Source organism: Corynebacterium humireducens NBRC 106098 = DSM 45392, assembly GCF_000819445.1.
In the GTDB taxonomy this organism is placed as follows: domain Bacteria; phylum Actinomycetota; class Actinomycetes; order Mycobacteriales; family Mycobacteriaceae; genus Corynebacterium; species Corynebacterium humireducens.
Window position 1 is genome coordinate 1,862,163 of the sequence record NZ_CP005286.1, and the last position, 19,632, is coordinate 1,881,794.

A 19,632-nucleotide genomic window follows, 5' to 3' on the forward strand; every position below is an offset into this window, starting at 1 on the left:
ACGACGGTTACACCTCGGTGGTGCGGATGGAGTCGGTGATGAACTTCTTGACGGTCTCCGCGTCGTTCGGCAGGTCCGTCACGTGGCGCTCGGCGTCGAGGATGCCGGCGAAACGCTCCGGGGTCTCCGGCTGCACGCCGGTGGCCTCCTCGATGGTCTCGGAGAACTTCACCGGCAGGGCGGTCTCCAGGCACACGATCGGGCCGTCGATCTCGGAACGCCACTCGCGGGCGACCTTCACGCCGTCGGCGGTGTGCGGGTCGAGCATGATGCCCAGGCGCTCCCACACGTCCCTGATCGTGTCGAGGCGGTCCTGGTGGGTGGAACGACCGGAGGCGAAGCCGTACTTCTCTGCGGCGGCCGGGAACGCGGGGTCGTCGGCAAGCGAGAAACCGTCGGCGCGGACGTCGACGCCGAAGTGCTGCGCGACGCGCGCGGCGTCACGGCCCAGCAGGTCGAAGACGAAACGCTCGAAGTTGGAGGCACGGGAGATGTCCATCGACGGCGAGGACGTCTCCAGGGTCTCCTCCGCCGGGCGCGGACGGTAGTTGCCGGTGCGGAAGAACTCGTCGAGGACGTCGTTCTCGTTGGTGGCGACGATGAGACGGTCGATCGGCAGACCCATCTGACGGGCGATGTGGCCGGCGCAGATGTCACCGAAGTTGCCGGTCGGCACGGAGAAGGAGACCTTCTGGTCGTTGCTCTCGGTGATCCTCAGCCAGGAGGAGACGTAGTAGACGATCTGCGCCATGAGGCGGGCCCAGTTGATCGAGTTGACCGCACCGATACGGTTCTCGGCCTTGAACCCGGCGTCGGCGGACACCGCCTTGACCACGTCCTGGCAGTCGTCGAAGACGCCGTCCAGGGCGATGTTGAAGATGTTGGGGTCCTGCAGGCCGAACATCTGCGCCTGCTGGAACGGGGTCATGCGACCGGCCGGGGTCAGCATGAAGACACGGATGCCCTTACGGCCGCGCATCGCGTACTCGGCGGAGGAACCCGTGTCACCCGAGGTCGCACCCAGGATGTTGAGGGTCTCCCCGCGACGGGCCAGCTCGTACTCGAAGAGCTCGCCGAGCAGCTGCATCGCCATGTCCTTGAACGCGGCGGTCGGGCCCTCGGAGAGGTGGCCGATCCACAGGCCGTCCTCGAGCTCGGTCACGGGGACGATCTCCTCGTGCGCGAACTTCGGGGAGGTGTAGGCGCGGGCGGCGATGCCCTCGAGATCCTCCGCCGGGATGTCGTCGACGAAGAGCTTGAGGATCTCCGCCGCCAGGGCGGCGTACCCCTTCTCCTGCAGGAGAGACCGCCACTGCGTCAGCTGCTCATCGCTGATCTGCGGGTACTCGGCGGGCAGGTAGAGGCCGCCGTCGGGGGCCAGTCCACCGAGCAGGATGTCGGTGAAGGTGGCGGGAGTACGGGAGGAGTCGCGCGTCGAAATGTAATCCACGTGGACAACCATACGTGGCGGGGCTGGAAGCATGCGCAACATCCCACCCGCACGCCGGGGCGGGGATCCCGGTGAATTCCCCTTTCCCGGGAAAAGCAGTTGAGTACGCTACGGGGTACTGCGGCCGCACGCCCCTGCCGGGCGGCGTTGTCCACGCCGCGTCGCACAGAGTCGTACAGAGTCGCAGAGAGTCGCACAGAGGAGTGAGCGCCCCGTGGCCTCCCGAGGTAACACACGTACCGTAGCCACCGTCACCGCGGTCCTGCTCGTCCTCGTCGTGGCCATCGCGGTGCTGCCCCGGTTCAGTGGCGCGGACACCTGCGTGCCCACCAGCACCCGGGAGTGCGGCTGCCTCACCGAGAGCTCCGAACTCGAGGGCCTGACGTCGACGGACAAGAGAACCCTCTCCGCCGGACAGATGACCTTCGAGGAGCACAGCTTCGAACATGACGGCACGGAGAGCACCTACCGCGTGTTCTCCCACGGCATCAACCGGGACAAACCGGCCGGTGTCGTCGTCCGCCTGCACGGTGACGGCGCCTACGAGTACCTGTACTCCAAGCGCCACCCCTCCTGCCTGGCGGCCGTCGCCGCCAGCCACAACCTCATTCTCGTGCAGCCTCTCACCCCCGCGGAGGACCGGACGTGGTGGACGGACCTGGACACCAACACCGACTGGCTGGAGGCGTTCTACGACGAGGAGATCAGCACCATGGAGGGTGTCGACCCGGACAGGGTGTGGTGGATGGGGTACTCCGGCGGGGCGGAGATGATCAGCTACGGGCTGCTCCCCTCGGCGGGCCGGGTCATCACCGCCGGGGCGATCCTGGTGGGCGGCGGCGGGGCGCCGCGGAGGACGGGCCACAGCGTGCCGGAGGAACGCGTCGCCGACCTGCCCCTGTACTGGGTCACCGGGAGCCGCGACACCGGGGAGGACCCCCGGGAGACCTTCGACGCCCTGAGCGCGGCGTCCGAGGGCGCCGACGCCTACCGGTCGCAGGGTTTCGAGGCCGTCTCCACCGATTTCTGGAGGGACGACAACCACATCTCCATCGACCAGGTGGAGATCCTCCACTCGATCCTCCGGGACAACTGACCCCCTGGACAGGGTGGGTGGAGCCCCTACTTCGCGCCCCACCGCTTTCTCCGGGTCACCCACCCCTTAATCTGGAAACTAGACGTAGCAACTGACAACCGCGCAGCAGACCACACCAAGGGGGGCTGTTTTTCATGAACTATCAACTCACAGGGCAGATGCACCGCAACCGGAAGACGCGGATGGCTGTCCCTGCGATCGGCACCACCGTCCTCCTGCTCGCCGGATGTGCCGGAACGGCCGACGTCGCAGAGCAGGGGGACCCCTCCCGTGACGCCACCGGCACGGTCTCCCTCGTCCCGTCCCGGGGCGCACTCAACGGTGGCAACACCGTCCTGGTGGACACCGGGGACGACACCACCGCCCCGATCACCGCCACCTTCGGCGACTCCCCGGAGGTTGAGTGCCAGTTCGACCAGAGGTCCGCCCGTCACGCCTGCACCGCCCCCGGTCGGCACACCCCCGGAACCGTGGACGTGACCGTCAATGTCGAGGGCACCCCACTGCCGCAACAGCTGCCCTACACCTATACGACGGATGGTTCCCAGGCATCCCCGGCCATGGTCATCAACACCGAGACGGTACGCCAACGGGCCCAGGAGGTCCGGGCGATCTACCCGTACGGGGTCAAACTCGGCGCCGTCCTGAAGAACGGTGAACCAGTGGACGTGTTCGGCAGAGTGATCAACGACGCCGTCAGTCCGGACTACTTCTTCGTCCCGACCCTGGATGACGCCATCACCCTCCGAGAGTCCGGGATCCAGTCGTCCATCGCCGTCATGTACGTGTCCCGCGTCGAGGAGATTCCGCTCTTCCTGCACTACGACATCGAGGCCTCGGCCATCGACTCCGCATGGGCGGAGGAGGCGAACCGGATCGCGGCGGCAAGCGGCGGCGACCCCCTGCGGGTCCACCTCTGGATCGACACCGGCATGGGCCGGGAGGGTGTTGTCCCCGATGACGCCTTCACCGTGGCCCGCACCATCGAGGAGTCGCCGCATCTGGAGCTGGTGGGCATCGCCACCCACTTCAACGCCATCAAGGCGGACGACTCGGCGGCGATCGCGGCCAACGACCTCACCCGTCACACCGTTCTCCAGAAGAACCGTTTCGAGGGTGCGGTCAACCAGATCCGGGAGGCGGGAATGGGACAGAACGCTCTCATCCATGCCGGTGCCACCGATGTGCTCGTGCACGGAATCGAGGAACTGAACTACGACCTCATGCGCATTGGCGGGGCGTTCTTCGGAGCCTCCGCCCCCGAGGAGCGCATCTACTCGTGGACCACGACGCTCACCCAGGTCAAGGAGCTTCCGGCGGGCTGGTGCCTCGACTACGACTGCACGACCCCCACTGCCTCTCCGATCAGGGTGGGACTGGTCAACCATGTCCCGAGAAGGGAGAACGAGGTGGAGTTCACCGTCCGGGGCGTCAAGGTTCCGGCACTCCTCAACCACGGCACCGTGGTGACCCTCGACCTGTCGGGAGTGCCCGATGCCGTGGCCGGCGACGAGGTCACCCTCGACTTCGACCCGAGAGCCTTCTACAACCCTGACGGCACCGCCCCCCTGCCGGTCACCACCACCGGATAGCGCTCGCTGCGGCATGTAACGCGACCCCGACACCACCGATCTATGAAAATGACACGCCTGGAGATCCGGATCTCCCCGAAGGTGGGGACGTGAATTGTTTCCGATTCCAATTGTCTGGACTTATGCGTAAAATACATGACATAGAAAGCGAGTGTCCTGAGCTCAACGACTGACCACGAGGCCCGCCGCTGATTCGTCTCCGGGACACCAGGAACACATCTGCGAAAGTGGGCCATGTCTCATTCAATCCCGCCCCCCCCGCATCCCCCGGTCCCCGGGGCCCAGGCAGCGACGACCACCCGGATCTGGCGATCTACGGCGTCATGCCGGCCTCTCCCCCACGGACCCTCGTCGACATTCTCCGGGCCACGATGGCCGCCCACCCCGAGGTCGTCGCCATCGAAGCCGCAGGTAAGGCCATCACCTACGGTGAGCTCGAGCACGTCCTCGACGCCGAAGCAGGCCGCCTGGCGGACATCGGCGTCACCCGGGGCTCCCGGGTGGGAATCCGGGTCCCCTCCGGAACCACCGACCTCTACGTCGCCATCCTCGCCACGATCTGGGCCGGCGCCGCCTATGTGCCCGTCGACTGGAACGACCCTGACTCCCGGGCCACCACCGTCTGGGAGGAGGCCGCCGTCGATGCCGTCTACGGACGTGACCTGTCCCTCACCGTCATGCGTGAGGATCCCCCCACCCGGGTGACGCCTGCGTCACCGACCCTCGACGACGACGCCTGGATCATCTTCACCTCCGGCACCACCGGCAAGCCGAAGGGTGTGGCCATCAAGCACCGGTCCGCCGGCGCGTGGGTGGACGCGGAATCCCGCATGTTCCTTCTCGACGCCCCGCTGGGCCCCCGTGACCGCGTCATGGCCGGCCTGTCCGTCGCCTTCGACGCCTCCTGTGAGGAGATGTGGCTCGCCTGGCGCTTCGGGGCGACCCTGGTCGCCGCCGACCGCGAGACCGTGCGGGCGGGCGACATTCTCGGTGACTGGATCATCGAGCAGGACATCACCGTCGTCTCCACCGTCCCGACCCTGGCCGCCTTCTGGCCCTCCGAGGCCTTCGACAAGGTCCGCCTGCTGATCTTCGGCGGCGAGGCGTGCCCCCTGGAACTGGTGGAGAGGCTCGTCGGCGACGGCCGCGAGATCTGGAACACGTACGGCCCCACCGAGGCCACAGTGATCGTCAGTGGACAGATGATGACCCCTGAACCGCCGGTGCGGATCGGCCGCCCCATCCCCGGCTGGGAGCTGGTCGTCGTCGGCGAGGACGAGAAACCCGTCCGGTGGGGAGAGACCGGCGAGCTCGTCGTCGGCGGTGTCGGACTGGGCCGCTACCTCGACAAGGAGAAGGACGACGAGGTCTACGCCCCCCTCCCCGCTCTCGGCTGGGAGCGTGCCTACCGCACCGGCGATCTGGTGCAGGCGGAACAGGACGGCCTCATCTTCCGGGGCCGTGCCGACGACCAGATCAAGTTCGCCGGCCGCCGCCTCGAGCTCGGCGAGCTGGACAACCACCTGACCGCGCTCCCCGACGTCCGCGTCGGAGCCACCGCACTCCACAAGACACCCGCGGGTTCCGACGTGCTGGTCGGCTACCTGGTGCCCGAACCCGGAATGACGATCGATCTCGCAGGTGCCCGGACCCAGTTGGCCACGACGTTGCCCGGCGGCATCGTCCCCACGCTCTGTGTGCTCGAGGAGATGCCCACCAAGACGTCCGGCAAGGTCGACCGCAAGGCACTGCCGTGGCCTCTGCCCCGCGCGAACGACGACACCCCCGACCTGCCCGCGGAGCTGACCTGGCTCGCGGAAAGGTGGATGGACCAGCTTGGCCCCGTCCCCCTCGCACCGGACAGTGACTTCTTCGACATGGGCGGCAGTTCAGTCGCCATCGCCAAGCTCGCCACCGCCCTGCGGCAGGACTACCCGGGCGCCAACATCGCGGAGCTCTACCTCCACCGCACCCTGGAGTCGATGTCCGGGTACCTGGACTCCCTGGAATCGGAGACGTCCGTCCGCCCCATGCCTGGACCACTGCCCTGGTACACCGGTCTGGTGCAGGCGGCGACCGTGCTCGCGCTCTACGTCATCAACGGCCTGCGCTACATCGTCGGCGTGATGCTGGTTATCTGGGTGCTCAGCGCCGGCTTCCACGCCAGCTGGGTCAGAACCCCCGCCCTGCTCACGCTGGCACCACTCATCGTGGCGTGGCTCCTGTTCTTCTCCAACCGCGGGAAGTTCCTCGTGGCGGCCGCCGGAGCCCGTGTCCTCACCTGGAGGCTCCGTCCGGGCAGCTACCGGCGCGGCGGCATGACGCATCTGCGGGTCTGGGCTGCCGAACGGCTGCTGATCCACCAGCGTCTGGACGCGGTCCTGGGCACCCCGCAGATCCGGACCCTGTACCGGCTCCTGGGCAACCACGTGGGGAAGCGGGCCGAACTCCACAGCTTCCCACCCGTGACAGGACTGCTCACGATCGGCGACGACGTCTCCATCGAACCGGAGGTCGACCTCAACGGCCACTGGATCGACGGCGACCGATTCATGGTGGGCACGATCGACATCGAGGACCACGTACGGGTGGGTACCCGAACGGTCATCTCCCCGGACACGACGATCAGTGAAGGCGCCGAGATCCTTCCCGGCTCCCACGTCTCCGGTGCCGTCGGAAGCTGGACCCTCTGGGGAGGTTCCCCCCTGCAGCCTCTCGGCGAGGCCGGACAGAACTGGCCGCTGGAGGACGCCCACACAGATCCGGGCGTGCACCGTCTCGGTGGTCTCACCAACCATCTTCTCCATTCGGCGGGCCTCTTCTGGATCACCGTGCTCCCCCTGCTGGCCCTCCTCCCGGGAATCGGCGTGCTGTTCACGCAGATCCGGGGAATCGAGCGCTACCCCGCTCTCTTCCCGGTCCTGTACGCGTGGGTGCCGCTGACCATCCTGTTGACCATCGGCACCTGGCTCACGCTGGTCATCACCACCGTGCGCATCCTGTCGCTGTTCATCAGACCGGGCTACTACCCCGCCCAGAGTGCCACCGGCTGGGCGTTGTGGTTCACACAGACGCTCATGGAACGCACACTGACGTCCACCTACTTCATGTACGCCTCCTGGGTGACCCCGATCTTCATGCGGCTACTGGGAGCGCAGGTGGGTAAGGGCACGGAGATCTCCACCCTGGTCTCCATCCCGCACCTGACCCGGATCGACGACAACAGCTTCATCGCCGACCACGCGCTCCTCTCTGCACCCCGCTACCGGGACGGCTGGGTGCACGTGGGCACCACCACCGTCGGTGAAGGCAGCTTCGTCGGCAACTCGGGCATCGTCGGCCCTGACCGCGATCTGCCCCCGGACTCCCTGGTGGCCGTCCTCTCCTCCGCGCCCTACCGTCCGGAGCAGGGCACCTCCTGGCTCGGCCGACGCCCCGTGGAGATCCCGCGGAAGAAGGTCGAGTCCGACGCGTCGAGCACCTTCGCGCCGCTGCGCAGACTGAAGATCGGCCGTGCGCTGGTCGAGTCGCTGCGGCTGGTTCCCGCGATCCTCACCGCCTGGCTCGACCTCGCGGTCGTCTTCATCGGCACCGTCATCTTCATGCACTGGTTCTACCTGGGGCAGGCCGCCAGGGGACTGTTCATCCTCATCCTCATCTCCGGGCCCCTCGTCCTGGCCGCCGGAATCATCGCCTCGTTGATTCCTGTGATCATCAAATGGCTGGTGGTCGGTGTGTTCCGGGCGGGTGACCGTACCCTGTTCAGCACCTTCGTGTGGCGCAGTGAACTCGCGGACAACTTCGTCGAGCCCCTCGCAATCCCCAGCCTGGTCCGCATGAGCCTCGGATCCCCGATGTTCAACATGTGGGCGCGCCTGATGGGCACCCGCATCGGCCGGGACGTCTGGTGTGAGACCTGGTGGCTCCCAGAGTTCGACCTCATCACCCTGGAGGACCGGTGCAGCGTCAACCGAGGCACCGTGCTCCAGACCCACCTCTTCCACGACCGGGTGATGTCCATCGAGCCCGTGGTCCTCCGGCGTGGAGCGAGCCTGGGCCCCAACAGCTTCCTCCTGCCGGGAGCGAGCATCGGCGAGCGGTCCACCATCGGGCCCGGCTCACTGGTCCTCCGGCAGGATTCCATCCCCTCCGACTCCCTGTGGGAGGGAAACCCGGTGCAACGTGTCACCGCACCGGCCGCACAGATCAAGGAGGTCAGGGTGTCATGACCCTGGACTACCCCACTCCCCGCACCACCTTCGAGGGGGATCTACCCCCCGGAGTCCGTCCCCACCCGGGCCCCCGTCCCGAACGCAGCGTGTGGATCGGCGGTGCGCAGACCGACCCGGACGTCGGAAAGAAGCCCCGCATCACCGGTGTCGACGTCGCCCGCGGACTGGCCCTCATCGGCATGATCGCGACACATGTCCTGCCCTCCTACCACCAGGTCACCGGAGAGCCGACCCTGCAGTGGTCACTCTTCTCCGGCAACGCATCTGCACTGTTCGCCCTGCTCGCAGGCTTCTCCCTGACGTTGATGACGGGCGGGACCAACCCGCACACCGGCCGCCGCTGGGTACGCAGCGCCGTCGCGCTCCTGGTCCGCGCTCTCCTGCTGTTCCTCGTTTTCGGACTCGCGGTGAACCTGCTCGACATGCGGGTATACAACATCCTCCCCTACTACGCCCTGCTGTTCCTGCTGGCGATCCCGTTCACCCTGCTCCGCCCGCTGCAGCTCCTGGTGGTGTCGATCCTGTTCGGCCTGCTCGGACCGGTGGCGATCCACCTGATCAACAGGACCGCCAGCTTCAACGTCGTCGCCAACCCCACACCCACGGATCTGCTCAATGATCCGTGGAGCGTGGTCCTCAGCCTCTTCTCGGGCGGAGCCTTCCCGGTGTTCACCTGGATGACCTTCATCTGCCTCGGCCTCATGCTGGGGAGGATGGGGGTGGACCGGCTGTCCGTCCAGATACAGATCCTGGCGTCCGGAGCCGTGCTCATGGTGGCCTCCGGTGGCCTGTCGAACATTCTCCTCAACTCGGGCGGCGGTTGGCAGCGGATCATCGACGCCAACCCGGGCATGACATCGACCGACGCTTTCGAGATCGCCATCTACGGCACCACTGAAAGCAGCCTCCAGCTCGTCCCCACGACGTGGTGGTGGCTGGCGGTCGACGGCCCGCACACGAACACCCCGCTCTCTGTCGGGTACAGCGCCGGTGTCGCCCTGCTCATCCTCGGCGGCGCACTCCTGGTCAGCCGGGTCTGGTCCGAAGCCCTCACCCCCCCTCATGGCGGCGGGCAGCATGACCCTGACGATGTACACCGCCCACCTGGTCTTCATGGCCTACATCGACACCACCCGGCTGCCCATCCTGTGGTTCGTCCTCCAGATCGGTGTCGCCCTGGTGTTCGCCACGGTGTGGCGGATGAGTGTGGGACGGGGACCCTTCGAGGGGGTTGTCGCGCGGATCTCGAAGTGGACCGCCGGAGCACTGGTCCATGAATCGGCAGCCGGCAGGCACCATCTCGGGTCCTGAACCTGGGACTGCCGAAAAAAGAGACCACAGAACTGCTGTGGTCTGACCGATGGGTATAAGGTGTGATGGGTGACTCATCCGATACTGACCCCACACCCCCGCGAGCAGGTGACCCGCAAGGCGCTCATCGTCTGGGTGACCGCCGTGATGGTGTACGTCGTCGCCATCACGGGGCGCACCTCCTTCGGTGTCGCCTCCGTGGACGCGATCGACCGGTTCGGTGTCGACGCCTCCCGCATCGCCGTCTTCACCGCCGTCCAGATCGGCGTCTACGCCTTCGCGCAGATCCCCGTCGGCATGCTCATCGACCGCTTCGGCCCCCGCCGACTGCTGGTCGCCGGCGCCCTCGTCATGGCCATCGGACAGGTGCTCCTCGGATTCACCAGCTCCTACTGGGTGACCATCGGCGCCCGCGTGCTCATCGGCGCCGGTGACGCGACCGCCTTCCTGTCGGTCATGCGCATCCTGCCCTACTGGTTCCCGCTGAAGAAGACGCCGCTGTTCACCCAGATGACCGCGGCCATCGGCCAGACCGGACAGTTCCTCTCCGCCGTCCCCTTCCTCGCACTTCTCCACGGCCCCGGCTGGACCACCGCCTTCCTCTCCCTCGGCGCCACCGGAGTCCTCATCGCCATCGCCGCAGGCGTCGCGGTGGCGGACTCCCCGGAGACCTGGGCGGCGTCGAAAAGCACGGTCGACCCGGATGAGGTCCGGGAGAAGCAGGCCCCACCGTCGAAGATCCCGATCGGCACCCTGCTGCTCACCGTGGCGAAGGAACCACTGTGCTGGCAGGGATTCTTCAACCACTACTCCGCCATGCTCATCCAGATCGTGTTCACGCTGCTGTGGAGCGCACCGATCATCACCCTCGGCATGGGACTCGACCCCGCGGCCATCGGCGTCATCCTCACGGTGAACGTGATCGCGTCGATGTTCGCCGGCCCGATCCTCGGACCGATCTCCGCCCGCCTGGGCCGCAACCGCGTCCTCGCGTCGATCACGTTCTCGGGCTTCATCGGCCTGGCGTGGATCATCTTCTTCCTGCCGGAGGAACCGCGCGGCATCACGGCGATCATCATCGTCAACATCATCATGGCGCTGTTCACCCCGTCATCGAACTTCGGTTTCGACGACATCCGTGAGGACCTCGACCGCCGCATCGTCGCCACCGCCACCGGCATGTCCAACATGGGAGGCTTCTTCGCCGGCATGATCGCCGCCCAGCTGGTCGGTGTCCTCCTCGACCACTCCTCGCAGGGCGCGGCCTACACGTGGGCCGACTTCCGCTTCGCGTGGTGGGCCGTCATCGTCACCTGGGCGATCGGCATGACCGGGCTGATCACGTTCCGGATCATCGTCGCCCGTCGACGCCGCGAGCAGGCGGAGGGTGGCCGCGGATCCGTCCGCATCGTGGACAGTTCCGACGGCGAATAGGCCCCTTACCGGCAGAAACTACCCCCGAAATAGGTGTTTACATCTCATTTTCCGCGGGGAGGAAGCATGATCTTCCCCATGCGTAAGACCATCATCAGCCTCATCGCAGCCACCGCCGTGGCCTTCGGCTCCATCCAGCCGGCAACCGCCCAGTCCTCCCTCAGCTCGGAGGAGACCACCTCGGCCAGCTCCCTGAGCTCCGCCGACACGTCCTCCGAGGACACCGGCGACACCGACGACGCCGAGGGCGACGGACTTTCCGCCGCAGGCTCCCTCGACTCCTCCTCCGAGGGCGACGCCGCCCTCATCATCGGCGTCGTGGCCGTCACCGGCCTCATCGCGGGTGGCCTCCACTGGGCCGTCCAGCAGCGCATGATCCCGAACCCGCTCCCGGGCATCATCCCGGATCCGGCTCCGGTCCACCAGCCTGCACCGGCCCCTGCTCCCGCTCCGGCCCCGCAGCCGGCACCGGCTCCGGCCCCGGCTCCCGCGCCGGCACCTGCCCCGCAGCCCGCTCCCCGTCCTGCTCCGGCCCCGGCACCGGCACCGGCACCCGTGAACAACGGTGGCGGCGTGTACTACAAGAACTGCGCCGCCGTGCGCGCCGCAGGCAAGGCTCCGCTCTACCGTGGGCAGCCGGGTTACGCACCGCACCTCGACCGCGACCGCGACGGCATCGCCTGCGAGTAGTTGATTTACTCGCAGCGGCGAGTACCCTCATGCGTGGACAATTTCCCAGTTGTCCACGCATTTTTTGCTTCTCGACGTCAGCGAGGCCCCATGTCCCCCAGGACCACCACCCTCCGTTCCGGGATTGCCGTCCTCTCCCTCGCGGCGTGCGCGGTGCTTTCCGGCTGTGTCGTCTCGCCCGCGGACAGCAATCCGCAGCAGGCCTCCCTGCCGTTGCCCCCGGCAACGACGACGGTCCGGGAGACCGCGACGACCACCGCCACCTCGACGGTGACGGCGGAACCTGTCACCGAGACGATGTACATCATCCCCGACGCGTTCACCGAGACCGTCACCGTCACCCCGGAGCCCGTCACAGAGACGATGTATCCGGAGCCCGTCACGGAGACGGTGTATCCGGTGCCGGTCGTCGAGACAGTGGTGGTCACCGAGACCGTCGAGGTGTACATCAGCAACAGGCCCAGGCGGCGCCAGCACCGGTGGCCACGTACTATCCGAACTGCGCGGCCGCGCGGGCGGCTGGCGTCGCCCCCATCTATGAGGGCCAGCCGGGCTACGGCACCCATCTGGACCGGGACCGCGACGGCATCGCCTGCGAGTGACCCCCTTCCTCCGTGCCCGTCCCCACCGACAGCGAGGTCCCATGACTCCCCACGCCTCTGCCCCGCCCCGGAAGACTCTCCGGAGGATTCTGGCTTTCGGCACGATCAGCATCGGCCTGCTCCTGTTCTTCACCTCCTTCAGCATGGGAGGCTGGCGGGACACCCTCGGGGGAATCCTCATGGGGTCGGCACTCATCCTTCCCGGAGCGTGGTTCCTGTGGGCGGAGAAGAACGACCGGGACAGGTTCGCCGCCTATGAGGAGAAGCTCCGGCAGCACGTCTACTACTCCGGTCTCCTGGGACCTGAGGACCAGCCCGTCGTGAGTGGCATGGGCACGCCGGAACCTCCGCGGCCGGTGAACCGCCGCTGGGGCCTGATCTACCTGGGGTCCGTCGCGCTCTTCGCCCTGGCCGCGACCGTCCTGCCCCCGACCGAGACCACCGCCGGGGAGCACACCACGGTGACCTCGACCCCGACGCCGTGACCCCGGTCCCTCACTCCAGGATGTAGCGGATCGTCCCCTGCGGGTCCTCCAGGAACTCGCGGGTGGCGATGACCGCCTCCGCCTCCTCGTAGACGGTCTCCTCGAGGCCTTCCTCGGTGATGTCGATGATCGCTGCGTCGGGGATGGCCAGCATGATCGGTGAGTGGGTGGCGATGATGAACTGTGCGCCCCGCCGCACCGCCTGGTAGATCTCCGCGACCAGTGCCATCTGCCGCACCACGGACAGGCCGGACTCGGGCTCGTCGAAGATGTAGAGGCCGGCGCCGTCGATCTGCTCCCCGAGGATCGACATGACCGACTCGCCGTGCGACATCTCGTGGCGTGACTGCTCGGCGTCGGGAAGCGTGTCGAAGACGGTCACCGTGTCGTAGTGGGTCTCCGCACGCAGGAAGTAGCCGCGCATCGGGATGTCGCGGCCCCGCAGGGTGAGCCAGCGGGACAGCGGCGAGTGCGTCGGGTGGATCTGCCCGCGGAAGGCCCGGTCACGGAGGGGGCCACCGCCGGGGTCGAAACCGGCGGCGATGGCGATCGCCTCGATGAGTGTCGATTTTCCGGAACCGTTATCGCCCACGAAGCAGGTGACCGGGGAGGTCAGCCGGAGCGACTCCCGCTGCATCAGGTGACGCACCACAGGGATCCGGGTGACGTAGGTGTCCTCCTCGATGGGGGCCACTCGCAGAGATCGGATGAACATATCCCCATGCTAGTGGCGGAGATCACCCCGCCGCCGCGTTTAGAGGGTGTTACGAAAGTCGTTTCAGCCAGTAGCGGATATTCGCCAACTGCACCGTGGCCTCGAAATGCACCGCTAACTTGTCGAAACGCGTGGCACACCCACGATGCTGCTTGATCCGGTTGATACCCCGCTCCACGGCATTACGCCGCTGGTAAGCCACGGCATCGAAGGCAGGGGGTCGGCCACCGGCCGACCCCCTGCGCCGACGGTTGGCGACCTGGTCCTTCGGCTGGGAGATCGTCGCCTTGATCCCCCGCGCCCGCAACCACGCCCGGTTCGCCCGTGAGGAATACGCCTTGTCCGCCAACACCCGCTCGGGTCGTTTCCGCGGCCGACCACGCGTGGCGGACGGCACCCGGATTTTCTCCAGTACCCGCACCATCTGTGGACCATCACCGGCTTGACCTGGGGTGATCGCAAAGGACAGCACCCCGCAGTCAGCGTCAATGGCCACATGGATCTTGGTCGACCACCCGCCCCGCGAGCGGCCGAACCCATGATGATCCGGCTCCCCCGGGTGGCGGAGGGGGCTGTCTTTCCGTGCACCCGCGGCGTGGATATGTCCACGGGTGGTTGTGGAATCCACGCTGACCTCCCAGGAGAGTTTTCCTTTCTCCTGGGCGTGGGTGAGCAGCCGGGTGTGCACGTTCTCCCATACTCCGTTGGCCCGCAGCCGGGCGAACAGATCGTGGACCCGCCACCAGGGGCCGTAGCGCTCATGGACATCGCGCCACGGGCAGCCGGTGCGGATGCGAAAGAAGATGCCGTTGACCAGGGACCGTAGGTCCCAGGTGCGGGGGCGTCCCCGCCGTGACGGGGCCGGTAGCAGTGGGACAAGCAGGTCCCATTCAGCGTCGGTGAGGTCATGGCGTGCTGAGGGCGGTACAGTAGGCAACGAGGGTTTCCTTGCAAGCGTTGATGATTCGACACCAACAGCGTGCGCGGGGAGACCCTCGTTGCTGTTTATGACACGCCGGTCTCACTCACCGGATTTTCGTAACACGCTCTAGTCGTTGCGACGCGGCGGCTCCTGCCGGCCGGTGAGGATGTCGATGACGCTGCGGATCGCGGCGTCACCGATCTGGGCACCCTGACCACCCCAGTTACCGGAACCGAAGGGTCCGCGGGCATGCTCGGGGCGGGGGTGGGTGGTTCGCGTGGTGGCGTCGACGACCTCGTCTCGGTCAGCGGTGTCGGCGGCGGTGACGATCAGGGTGGTGTCCTCCAGCTCGAGGCGGACGTCGTCGCTGACGCCGGCGGTCCGGGCAGCGTCGACGAGCGCACGCAGGTCGGCGAAGGTGGCGTCGGAGAGATCGATGGACAGGGACAGTGACATTGTCGGCTCCTCATGTGTCGGGTTGTATGGCCTCAGCGTAAACGCGCGGGCACGGGGGTGTCACCACCCCTAGTGGTGACACCTCACCCCGACTCAGGGTTGCAGCGCCGCCTCACCCCAGAACACCTCGTCAACGACCTGCCGGGCCTTCCGCGTCACCTTGAGGTAGTGCTCGAGGAATCCCTGGTAGTCCTCGGGGTCCCAGCCTGCCGCGCCGGCGACCTGCGCGAGCGCCGGCCCCGGTCCCGGCAGCTGGTCGGTGCGTCGGCCTTTGACCAGCACGAGGGAGTTGCGGGCGTTCGTGGCGCACAGCCACGCCTCCCGCAGGATGGCGACGTTCTCCGGGGGGATGATCTCCTTCTCGGCGATGACGTCGAGAAGCTCCAGCGTCGATGTGTTGTGGAGTTCGGGGTACTCGTGGGCGTGCATCATCGTCAGCAGCTGCACGGTCCACTCGATGTCGGTCAGCGCGCCTCGCCCCAGCTTCGTGTGGGTCGTGCGGTCGGCGCCACGCGGCAGCCGTTCGTCGTCGATGCGGGCCTTCATACGGCGGATCTCCCGGATGTCGCTTGCCGACGCCCCCTTCTCCGGGTAGCGGAACTCGTCGATCATGGTGAGGAAACGGGTGCCCAGTTCCTCATCGCCGGCGACGACCGTGGCGCGCAGCAGGGCCTGGATCTCCCAGATCTCACCCCACTGCCGGTAGTAACGCTCGTAGGAGTCGAGGGTCCGCACCACGGCACCCGAGCGTCCCTCCGGACGCAGACCGAGGTCGACCTCCAGTGGCGGATCACCGGAGGGCTTCGCCAGGCGCGCACGCATGCCCTCGCAGATGCCGATGGCCCACTTCACCGCCTCACCGTCCTCGACACCGTCCGCCGCCTCGCAGACGAACATCACGTCGGCGTCCGAGCCGTAGCCCAGCTCCGCCCCACCGAGACGGCCCATGCCGATGATGGCGATCCGGGCCGGGGGCTCCGGGAGATCGTTCTCCTCCAGGCTCCACCGCACCTCCGCCAGGAGGCTGGCCTGCAGCACCGCGTCCCATACGAGGGACAGCTCCATGCAGACCTGGTCGACCGGCATGAAACCGAGCAGGTCGGCGGAGGCGATGCGGGCCAGCTCCACGCGGCGCAGCGACCGCGCCACCGACACCGCCCGGTCGGGGTCGGAGTGCCGTTTCGAGGAGGCCACCAGGGCCTTGCAGACCTGGTCGGGGGCGGGTGCCAGCACCTTCGGGCCGGTGGCTCCGTCGCCGAGCTGTTTCACGAAGTCCGGCGAGGAGATGATCAGCGCCGAGGTGTACGGGGAGGTCCCGAGGATCCGCATGAGCCGCTGGCCGACCACGCCCTCGTCGCGCAGCATCCGCAGGAACCACACACGGTCGTAGGCCGCGTCGGAGAGCTTGCGGTAGTTGAGCAGGCCGGCATCCGGGTCGGCGGTCTCCGACAGCCAGGTCATCAGGGTCGGCAGCAGCATGGCCTGTAGCTTCGCCTTGCGTGAACCTCCCGCCGCCAGCGCCGTGAGGTGCTCGAAGGCGCGGACGGGGTGACGGTAGCCGAGCGCCGCGAGCTGCAGCTTCGCGGCCTCCGGGGACAGGGTGATCTCGTCGACGGAGAGGTTGACCACGGTGTGCAGCAGCGGGCGGTAGAACAGCCGCGAATGCAGGTCCGAGATGAGCAGACGGATCCTGCGCAGGTGCTTCTGCAGGGCGTCGACGGCGGACTTCTTGCCGGACCCGACGAAACCGGCGGTCCCGGCCAGCCAGACGAGGTTCTTCTCGTCGTCGTCGGCCGGCATCGTGTGCGTCCGGCGGAGCCGGTGCAGCTGCAGGCGGTGCTCCAGCAGGCGGAGGAACTCGTAGGCCTCGATGAGCTGGTGCCCGTCCTCCCGTCCGACGTAACCCCCGTGCACGAGTGCCTCGAGTGCGTCGACGGTGGCCAGCACGCGGAGCGTCTCATCGGAACGGCCGTGGACCAGCTGCAGCAGCTGGATGGCGAACTCGACGTCGCGCAGCCCGCCGACCCCCAGCTTGAGCTCGCGCAGGCGCAGTGCCTCGGGAACGTTCTCCAGGACGCGGCGACGCATGGCCTGCACGTCGTCGACGAAGGAGTCCCGCTGCGAGGCCGTCCACACCATGGGGGACAGCGCCTCGATGTAGTCACGCCCCAGGTCCATCGACCCGGTCATGGGGCGGGCCTTGAGCAGGGCCTGAAACTCCCAGGTCTCCGCCCAGCGCCGGTAGTACGCGACGTGGCTGTCCAGGGTGCGCACCAGCGCGCCGGACTTACCCTCCGGCCGCAGGTTGGCGTCGACCTCGAAGAACGCCTTCGACCCGATCCGCATCATCTCACCGGCCAGGCGCGTGGCCTTCGGGGTGGCGGGCTCCGCGACGAAGATGACGTCGACGTCGGAGATGTAGTTCAGCTCCCCGGCACCGCACTTGCCCATCGCCATGACCGCCAGACGCGTGTCGACGCCCCGCCCCTCCCCGTAGACCCCCGCCACGGCGACGGCGAGGGCGGCGGTGAGGGCGGCGTCGGCAAGCGCGGTGAGCAGGCCCGTGACCGTGGTGAACGGGATGACGGGCTGTTCCGGGACCTCGCCGCGCCGGGCACCGAAGGTGCCGGCCAGGTCGTGCGCCGCGATCCGCATGATGAGGGTGCGGTAGGTCAGACGGAGGGCGGTGGCGGCCTCGGAGTCGACGATCCGCGCCCGGTAGGTACCGGGCGTGGTGAGGTCGCTGGTGGCGGTGTCGGTGACGCCCTCGGGTTCGTCGGCCACGTCGAAGTCGGCCGGCACCGCGTCGACGGCGCCGAGCATCACCTGCATGAGCTCCTCGGGGGTCGGCAGACCGCGGGCGAGTTCCTGCCAGAGGTGCGGGTTGGCGGCGAGGTGGTCGCCGAGGGCGGTTGACCCGCCGAGCAGGGCGAACAGCCGGACGCGGAGCCCGGGATCCCGACGCAGTGCATCGTCGAACTCCGCCCTGTCGTCGCCCAGGGCCGCCATGATGCGGACGAGCGTGTTGAGCGCCAGATCCGCGTCCCCGGCCCCGGCGAGAGCCCACAGCAGGTCAACGGAGTCCTCGTTGTCCCAGCCCAGCTCCGCGAGGTCCTCGGCGGCGCGGCGACCGGTGAGACTGAGGACCGCCGACGACGGGACGATGGTGCGGGTCATGCTCGCTTCTCCTCTTCTGCCTGGTCAGTAGTCCAGGGTGTTCCGCAGCTCCCAGGGCGTGATCTGCTCCTGGTAGCTGTGCCACTCGTTCCACTTGGAACGCAGGAAGTACTCGTAGACCTGCTCCCCCAGGATGTCGGCGACGAAGTCGGACTTCTCCAGCACACGCAGAGCCTGGTCCAGCGAGGACGGCAGGTCCTCGTACCCCATGGCCAGGCGTTCACGCCGGGTCAGCGCCGAGATGTCGTCCTCTGCCGGGTCCTGCAGTTCGTACTCCTCCCGGATGCCCTTGAGCCCCGCGCCGAGCAGCACGGAGAAGGCCAGGTAGGGGTTGCATGCGGAGTCCGGGGAACGGACCTCGACGCGGCGGGACTCAGCCTTGGCCAGCCGGTAGGTGGGGACCCGGACCAGGGCGGAACGGTTGGACACGCCCCAGGTGGCCGCGGTCGGCGCCTCGTTCCCGAAGACGATGCGCTTGTAGGAGTTCGGCCACTGGTTGGTCACCGCGGAGATCTCCTGCGCGTGGCGCAGGATGCCGGCGATGAAGTGCTTGCCGGTCTTGGACAGCGAGATCTCGTCGTCCGGGTCGTGGAAGGCGTTCGTGTCGCCCTCGAACAGGGACATGTGCGAGTGCATCGCCGAGCCGGCGTGCTCCGTGAAGGGCTTAGGCATGAAGGTGGCGCGGACCCGGTTGGAGGCGGCCACCTGCTTGATGAGGTAGCGGAACGTCATGATGTTGTCCGCCATCGTCAGGGCGTCGGCGTGCCGCAGGTCGATCTCCTGCTGGCCCGGCGCGGTCTCGTGGTGGGAGAACTCCGTGGCGATGCCCATCGCGTCGAGGGCTGTCATTGCTTCCCGACGGAAGCGCGGCGCCATGTTGTACGTGGCCTGGTCGAAGTACCCGCCGTTGTCTGTGGGGGCGATCATGCCGGGACCCTCCCCCTGGCTGAACAGGTAGAACTCGACCTCGGGGGAGATCATGCAGGTGAATCCCTCGTCGGCGGCCAGGCTCACCTGGCGACGCAGGATCTGCCGCGGGTCCGACCAGGAGGGCTGCCCGTCGGGCATCGTGATGTCGCAGAACATCCGGGCGGTCTGCAGCTCGGGGTTGTCCGTGTCGAAGGGCAGCACCTGGAAGGTGGAGGGGTCGGGCAACGCGATGGTGTCCGACTCCGAGACTCGGGAGAGACCCTCGATCGAGGAACCGTCGAATCCGACCCCCTCCTCGAACGCCCCCTCCAGCTCGGACGGGCTCATCATGACGGACTTGAGGTAGCCGAGGATGTCGGTGAACCACAGCCGGATGAAGCGGATGTCCCGTTCCTCGACGGCGCGGAGCACGAATTCCTGTTGACGATTCATGCCCTCAACTCTAATTGCGCACCCGACACGACCGTCCCGAGGTCGCCTCCCCGGGCTGCGGCGGGGGTGATTTCCCCGCCCTGTCCGCGCTGGTCGTCAGGGCTCGCA

Annotated in this window: 15 protein-coding genes; 8 read left to right on the plus strand and 7 right to left on the minus strand. The window is 67.6% G+C overall.

Going from position 1 to position 19,632, the window contains the following annotated elements:
• Positions 1–7: 7 nt before the first annotated feature.
• A complete protein-coding gene (gene thrC / locus B842_RS09195) occupies positions 8–1,450 on the minus strand; it encodes a threonine synthase (protein WP_040087524.1) in 1,443 nt (480 codons plus the stop codon).
• A gap of 214 nt (positions 1,451–1,664) precedes the next feature.
• Here thrC and B842_RS09200 point away from each other — a divergent pair, with 214 nt between their 5' ends.
• The 6 genes from B842_RS09200 (at position 1,665) to B842_RS09225 (ending at position 11,805) form a co-directional block, all read left to right on the plus strand.
• The gene (locus B842_RS09200) at positions 1,665–2,546 is read left to right on the plus strand and encodes an alpha/beta hydrolase (protein ID WP_052437852.1); all 882 of its coding nucleotides are present in this window, start codon (positions 1,665–1,667) and stop codon (positions 2,544–2,546) included.
• Between the two features lie 182 nt (positions 2,547–2,728).
• Entirely contained in the window at positions 2,729–4,138 is a 1,410-nt protein-coding gene (locus tag B842_RS09205) for an alanine racemase (RefSeq protein ID WP_040087528.1), read from the plus strand.
• 323 nt (positions 4,139–4,461) lie between these two features.
• Positions 4,462–8,367 carry a Pls/PosA family non-ribosomal peptide synthetase gene (locus tag B842_RS09210; RefSeq protein ID WP_052437854.1) on the plus strand — a complete coding sequence of 1,302 codons (3,906 nt, stop codon included), beginning with the start codon at positions 4,462–4,464 and terminating at the stop codon, positions 8,365–8,367.
• Positions 8,364–9,647: a heparan-alpha-glucosaminide N-acetyltransferase domain-containing protein gene (locus tag B842_RS09215; protein WP_052437855.1), complete on the plus strand. Its 1,284-nt coding sequence runs from the start codon at positions 8,364–8,366 to the stop codon at positions 9,645–9,647. Before B842_RS09210 ends, B842_RS09215 begins: the two co-directional genes overlap by 4 nt.
• Before the next feature lie 115 nt (positions 9,648–9,762).
• The gene (locus B842_RS09220; protein ID WP_428839105.1) at positions 9,763–11,115 is read left to right on the plus strand and encodes an MFS transporter; all 1,353 of its coding nucleotides are present in this window, start codon (positions 9,763–9,765) and stop codon (positions 11,113–11,115) included.
• Between the two features lie 78 nt (positions 11,116–11,193).
• Positions 11,194–11,805: an excalibur calcium-binding domain-containing protein gene (locus B842_RS09225; RefSeq protein WP_040087530.1), complete on the plus strand. Its 612-nt coding sequence runs from the start codon at positions 11,194–11,196 to the stop codon at positions 11,803–11,805.
• 77 nt (positions 11,806–11,882) lie between these two features.
• On the opposite strand, the gene B842_RS13900 is transcribed toward B842_RS09225, so the two are convergent.
• A complete protein-coding gene (locus B842_RS13900) occupies positions 11,883–12,254 on the minus strand; it encodes a hypothetical protein (protein ID WP_040086300.1) in 372 nt (123 codons plus the stop codon).
• Positions 12,255–12,284: 30 nt separating this feature from the next.
• Here B842_RS13900 and B842_RS13905 point away from each other — a divergent pair, with 30 nt between their 5' ends.
• On the plus strand, positions 12,285–12,407 hold the full coding sequence (locus B842_RS13905; protein ID WP_211257053.1) for an excalibur calcium-binding domain-containing protein: 123 nt from the start codon (positions 12,285–12,287) through the stop codon (positions 12,405–12,407).
• A 41-nt stretch (positions 12,408–12,448) separates the two neighbouring features.
• A complete protein-coding gene (locus tag B842_RS09235; protein ID WP_040086301.1) occupies positions 12,449–12,892 on the plus strand; it encodes a hypothetical protein in 444 nt (147 codons plus the stop codon).
• A gap of 10 nt (positions 12,893–12,902) precedes the next feature.
• Here the strand turns inward: B842_RS09235 and B842_RS09240 are convergent, their stop codons facing one another.
• The 5 genes from B842_RS09240 to B842_RS09260 all read right to left on the minus strand — a co-directional run bounded on the left by B842_RS09240 (position 12,903) and on the right by B842_RS09260 (position 19,524).
• Positions 12,903–13,607, minus strand: a complete 705-nt coding sequence (locus tag B842_RS09240) for an AAA family ATPase (protein ID WP_040086303.1) — start codon at positions 13,605–13,607, stop codon at positions 12,903–12,905.
• 49 nt (positions 13,608–13,656) lie between these two features.
• Positions 13,657–14,544: an IS5 family transposase gene (locus B842_RS09245; RefSeq protein ID WP_040084736.1), complete on the minus strand. Its 888-nt coding sequence runs from the start codon at positions 14,542–14,544 to the stop codon at positions 13,657–13,659.
• A gap of 111 nt (positions 14,545–14,655) precedes the next feature.
• The gene (locus B842_RS09250) at positions 14,656–14,985 is read right to left on the minus strand and encodes a hypothetical protein (protein WP_040086304.1); all 330 of its coding nucleotides are present in this window, start codon (positions 14,983–14,985) and stop codon (positions 14,656–14,658) included.
• Between the two features lie 93 nt (positions 14,986–15,078).
• Positions 15,079–18,162: a bifunctional [glutamine synthetase] adenylyltransferase/[glutamine synthetase]-adenylyl-L-tyrosine phosphorylase gene (locus tag B842_RS09255; RefSeq protein ID WP_040086306.1), complete on the minus strand. Its 3,084-nt coding sequence runs from the start codon at positions 18,160–18,162 to the stop codon at positions 15,079–15,081.
• 24 nt (positions 18,163–18,186) lie between these two features.
• A complete protein-coding gene (locus tag B842_RS09260; RefSeq protein WP_040086307.1) occupies positions 18,187–19,524 on the minus strand; it encodes a glutamine synthetase family protein in 1,338 nt (445 codons plus the stop codon).
• Positions 19,525–19,632 lie beyond the last annotated feature (108 nt).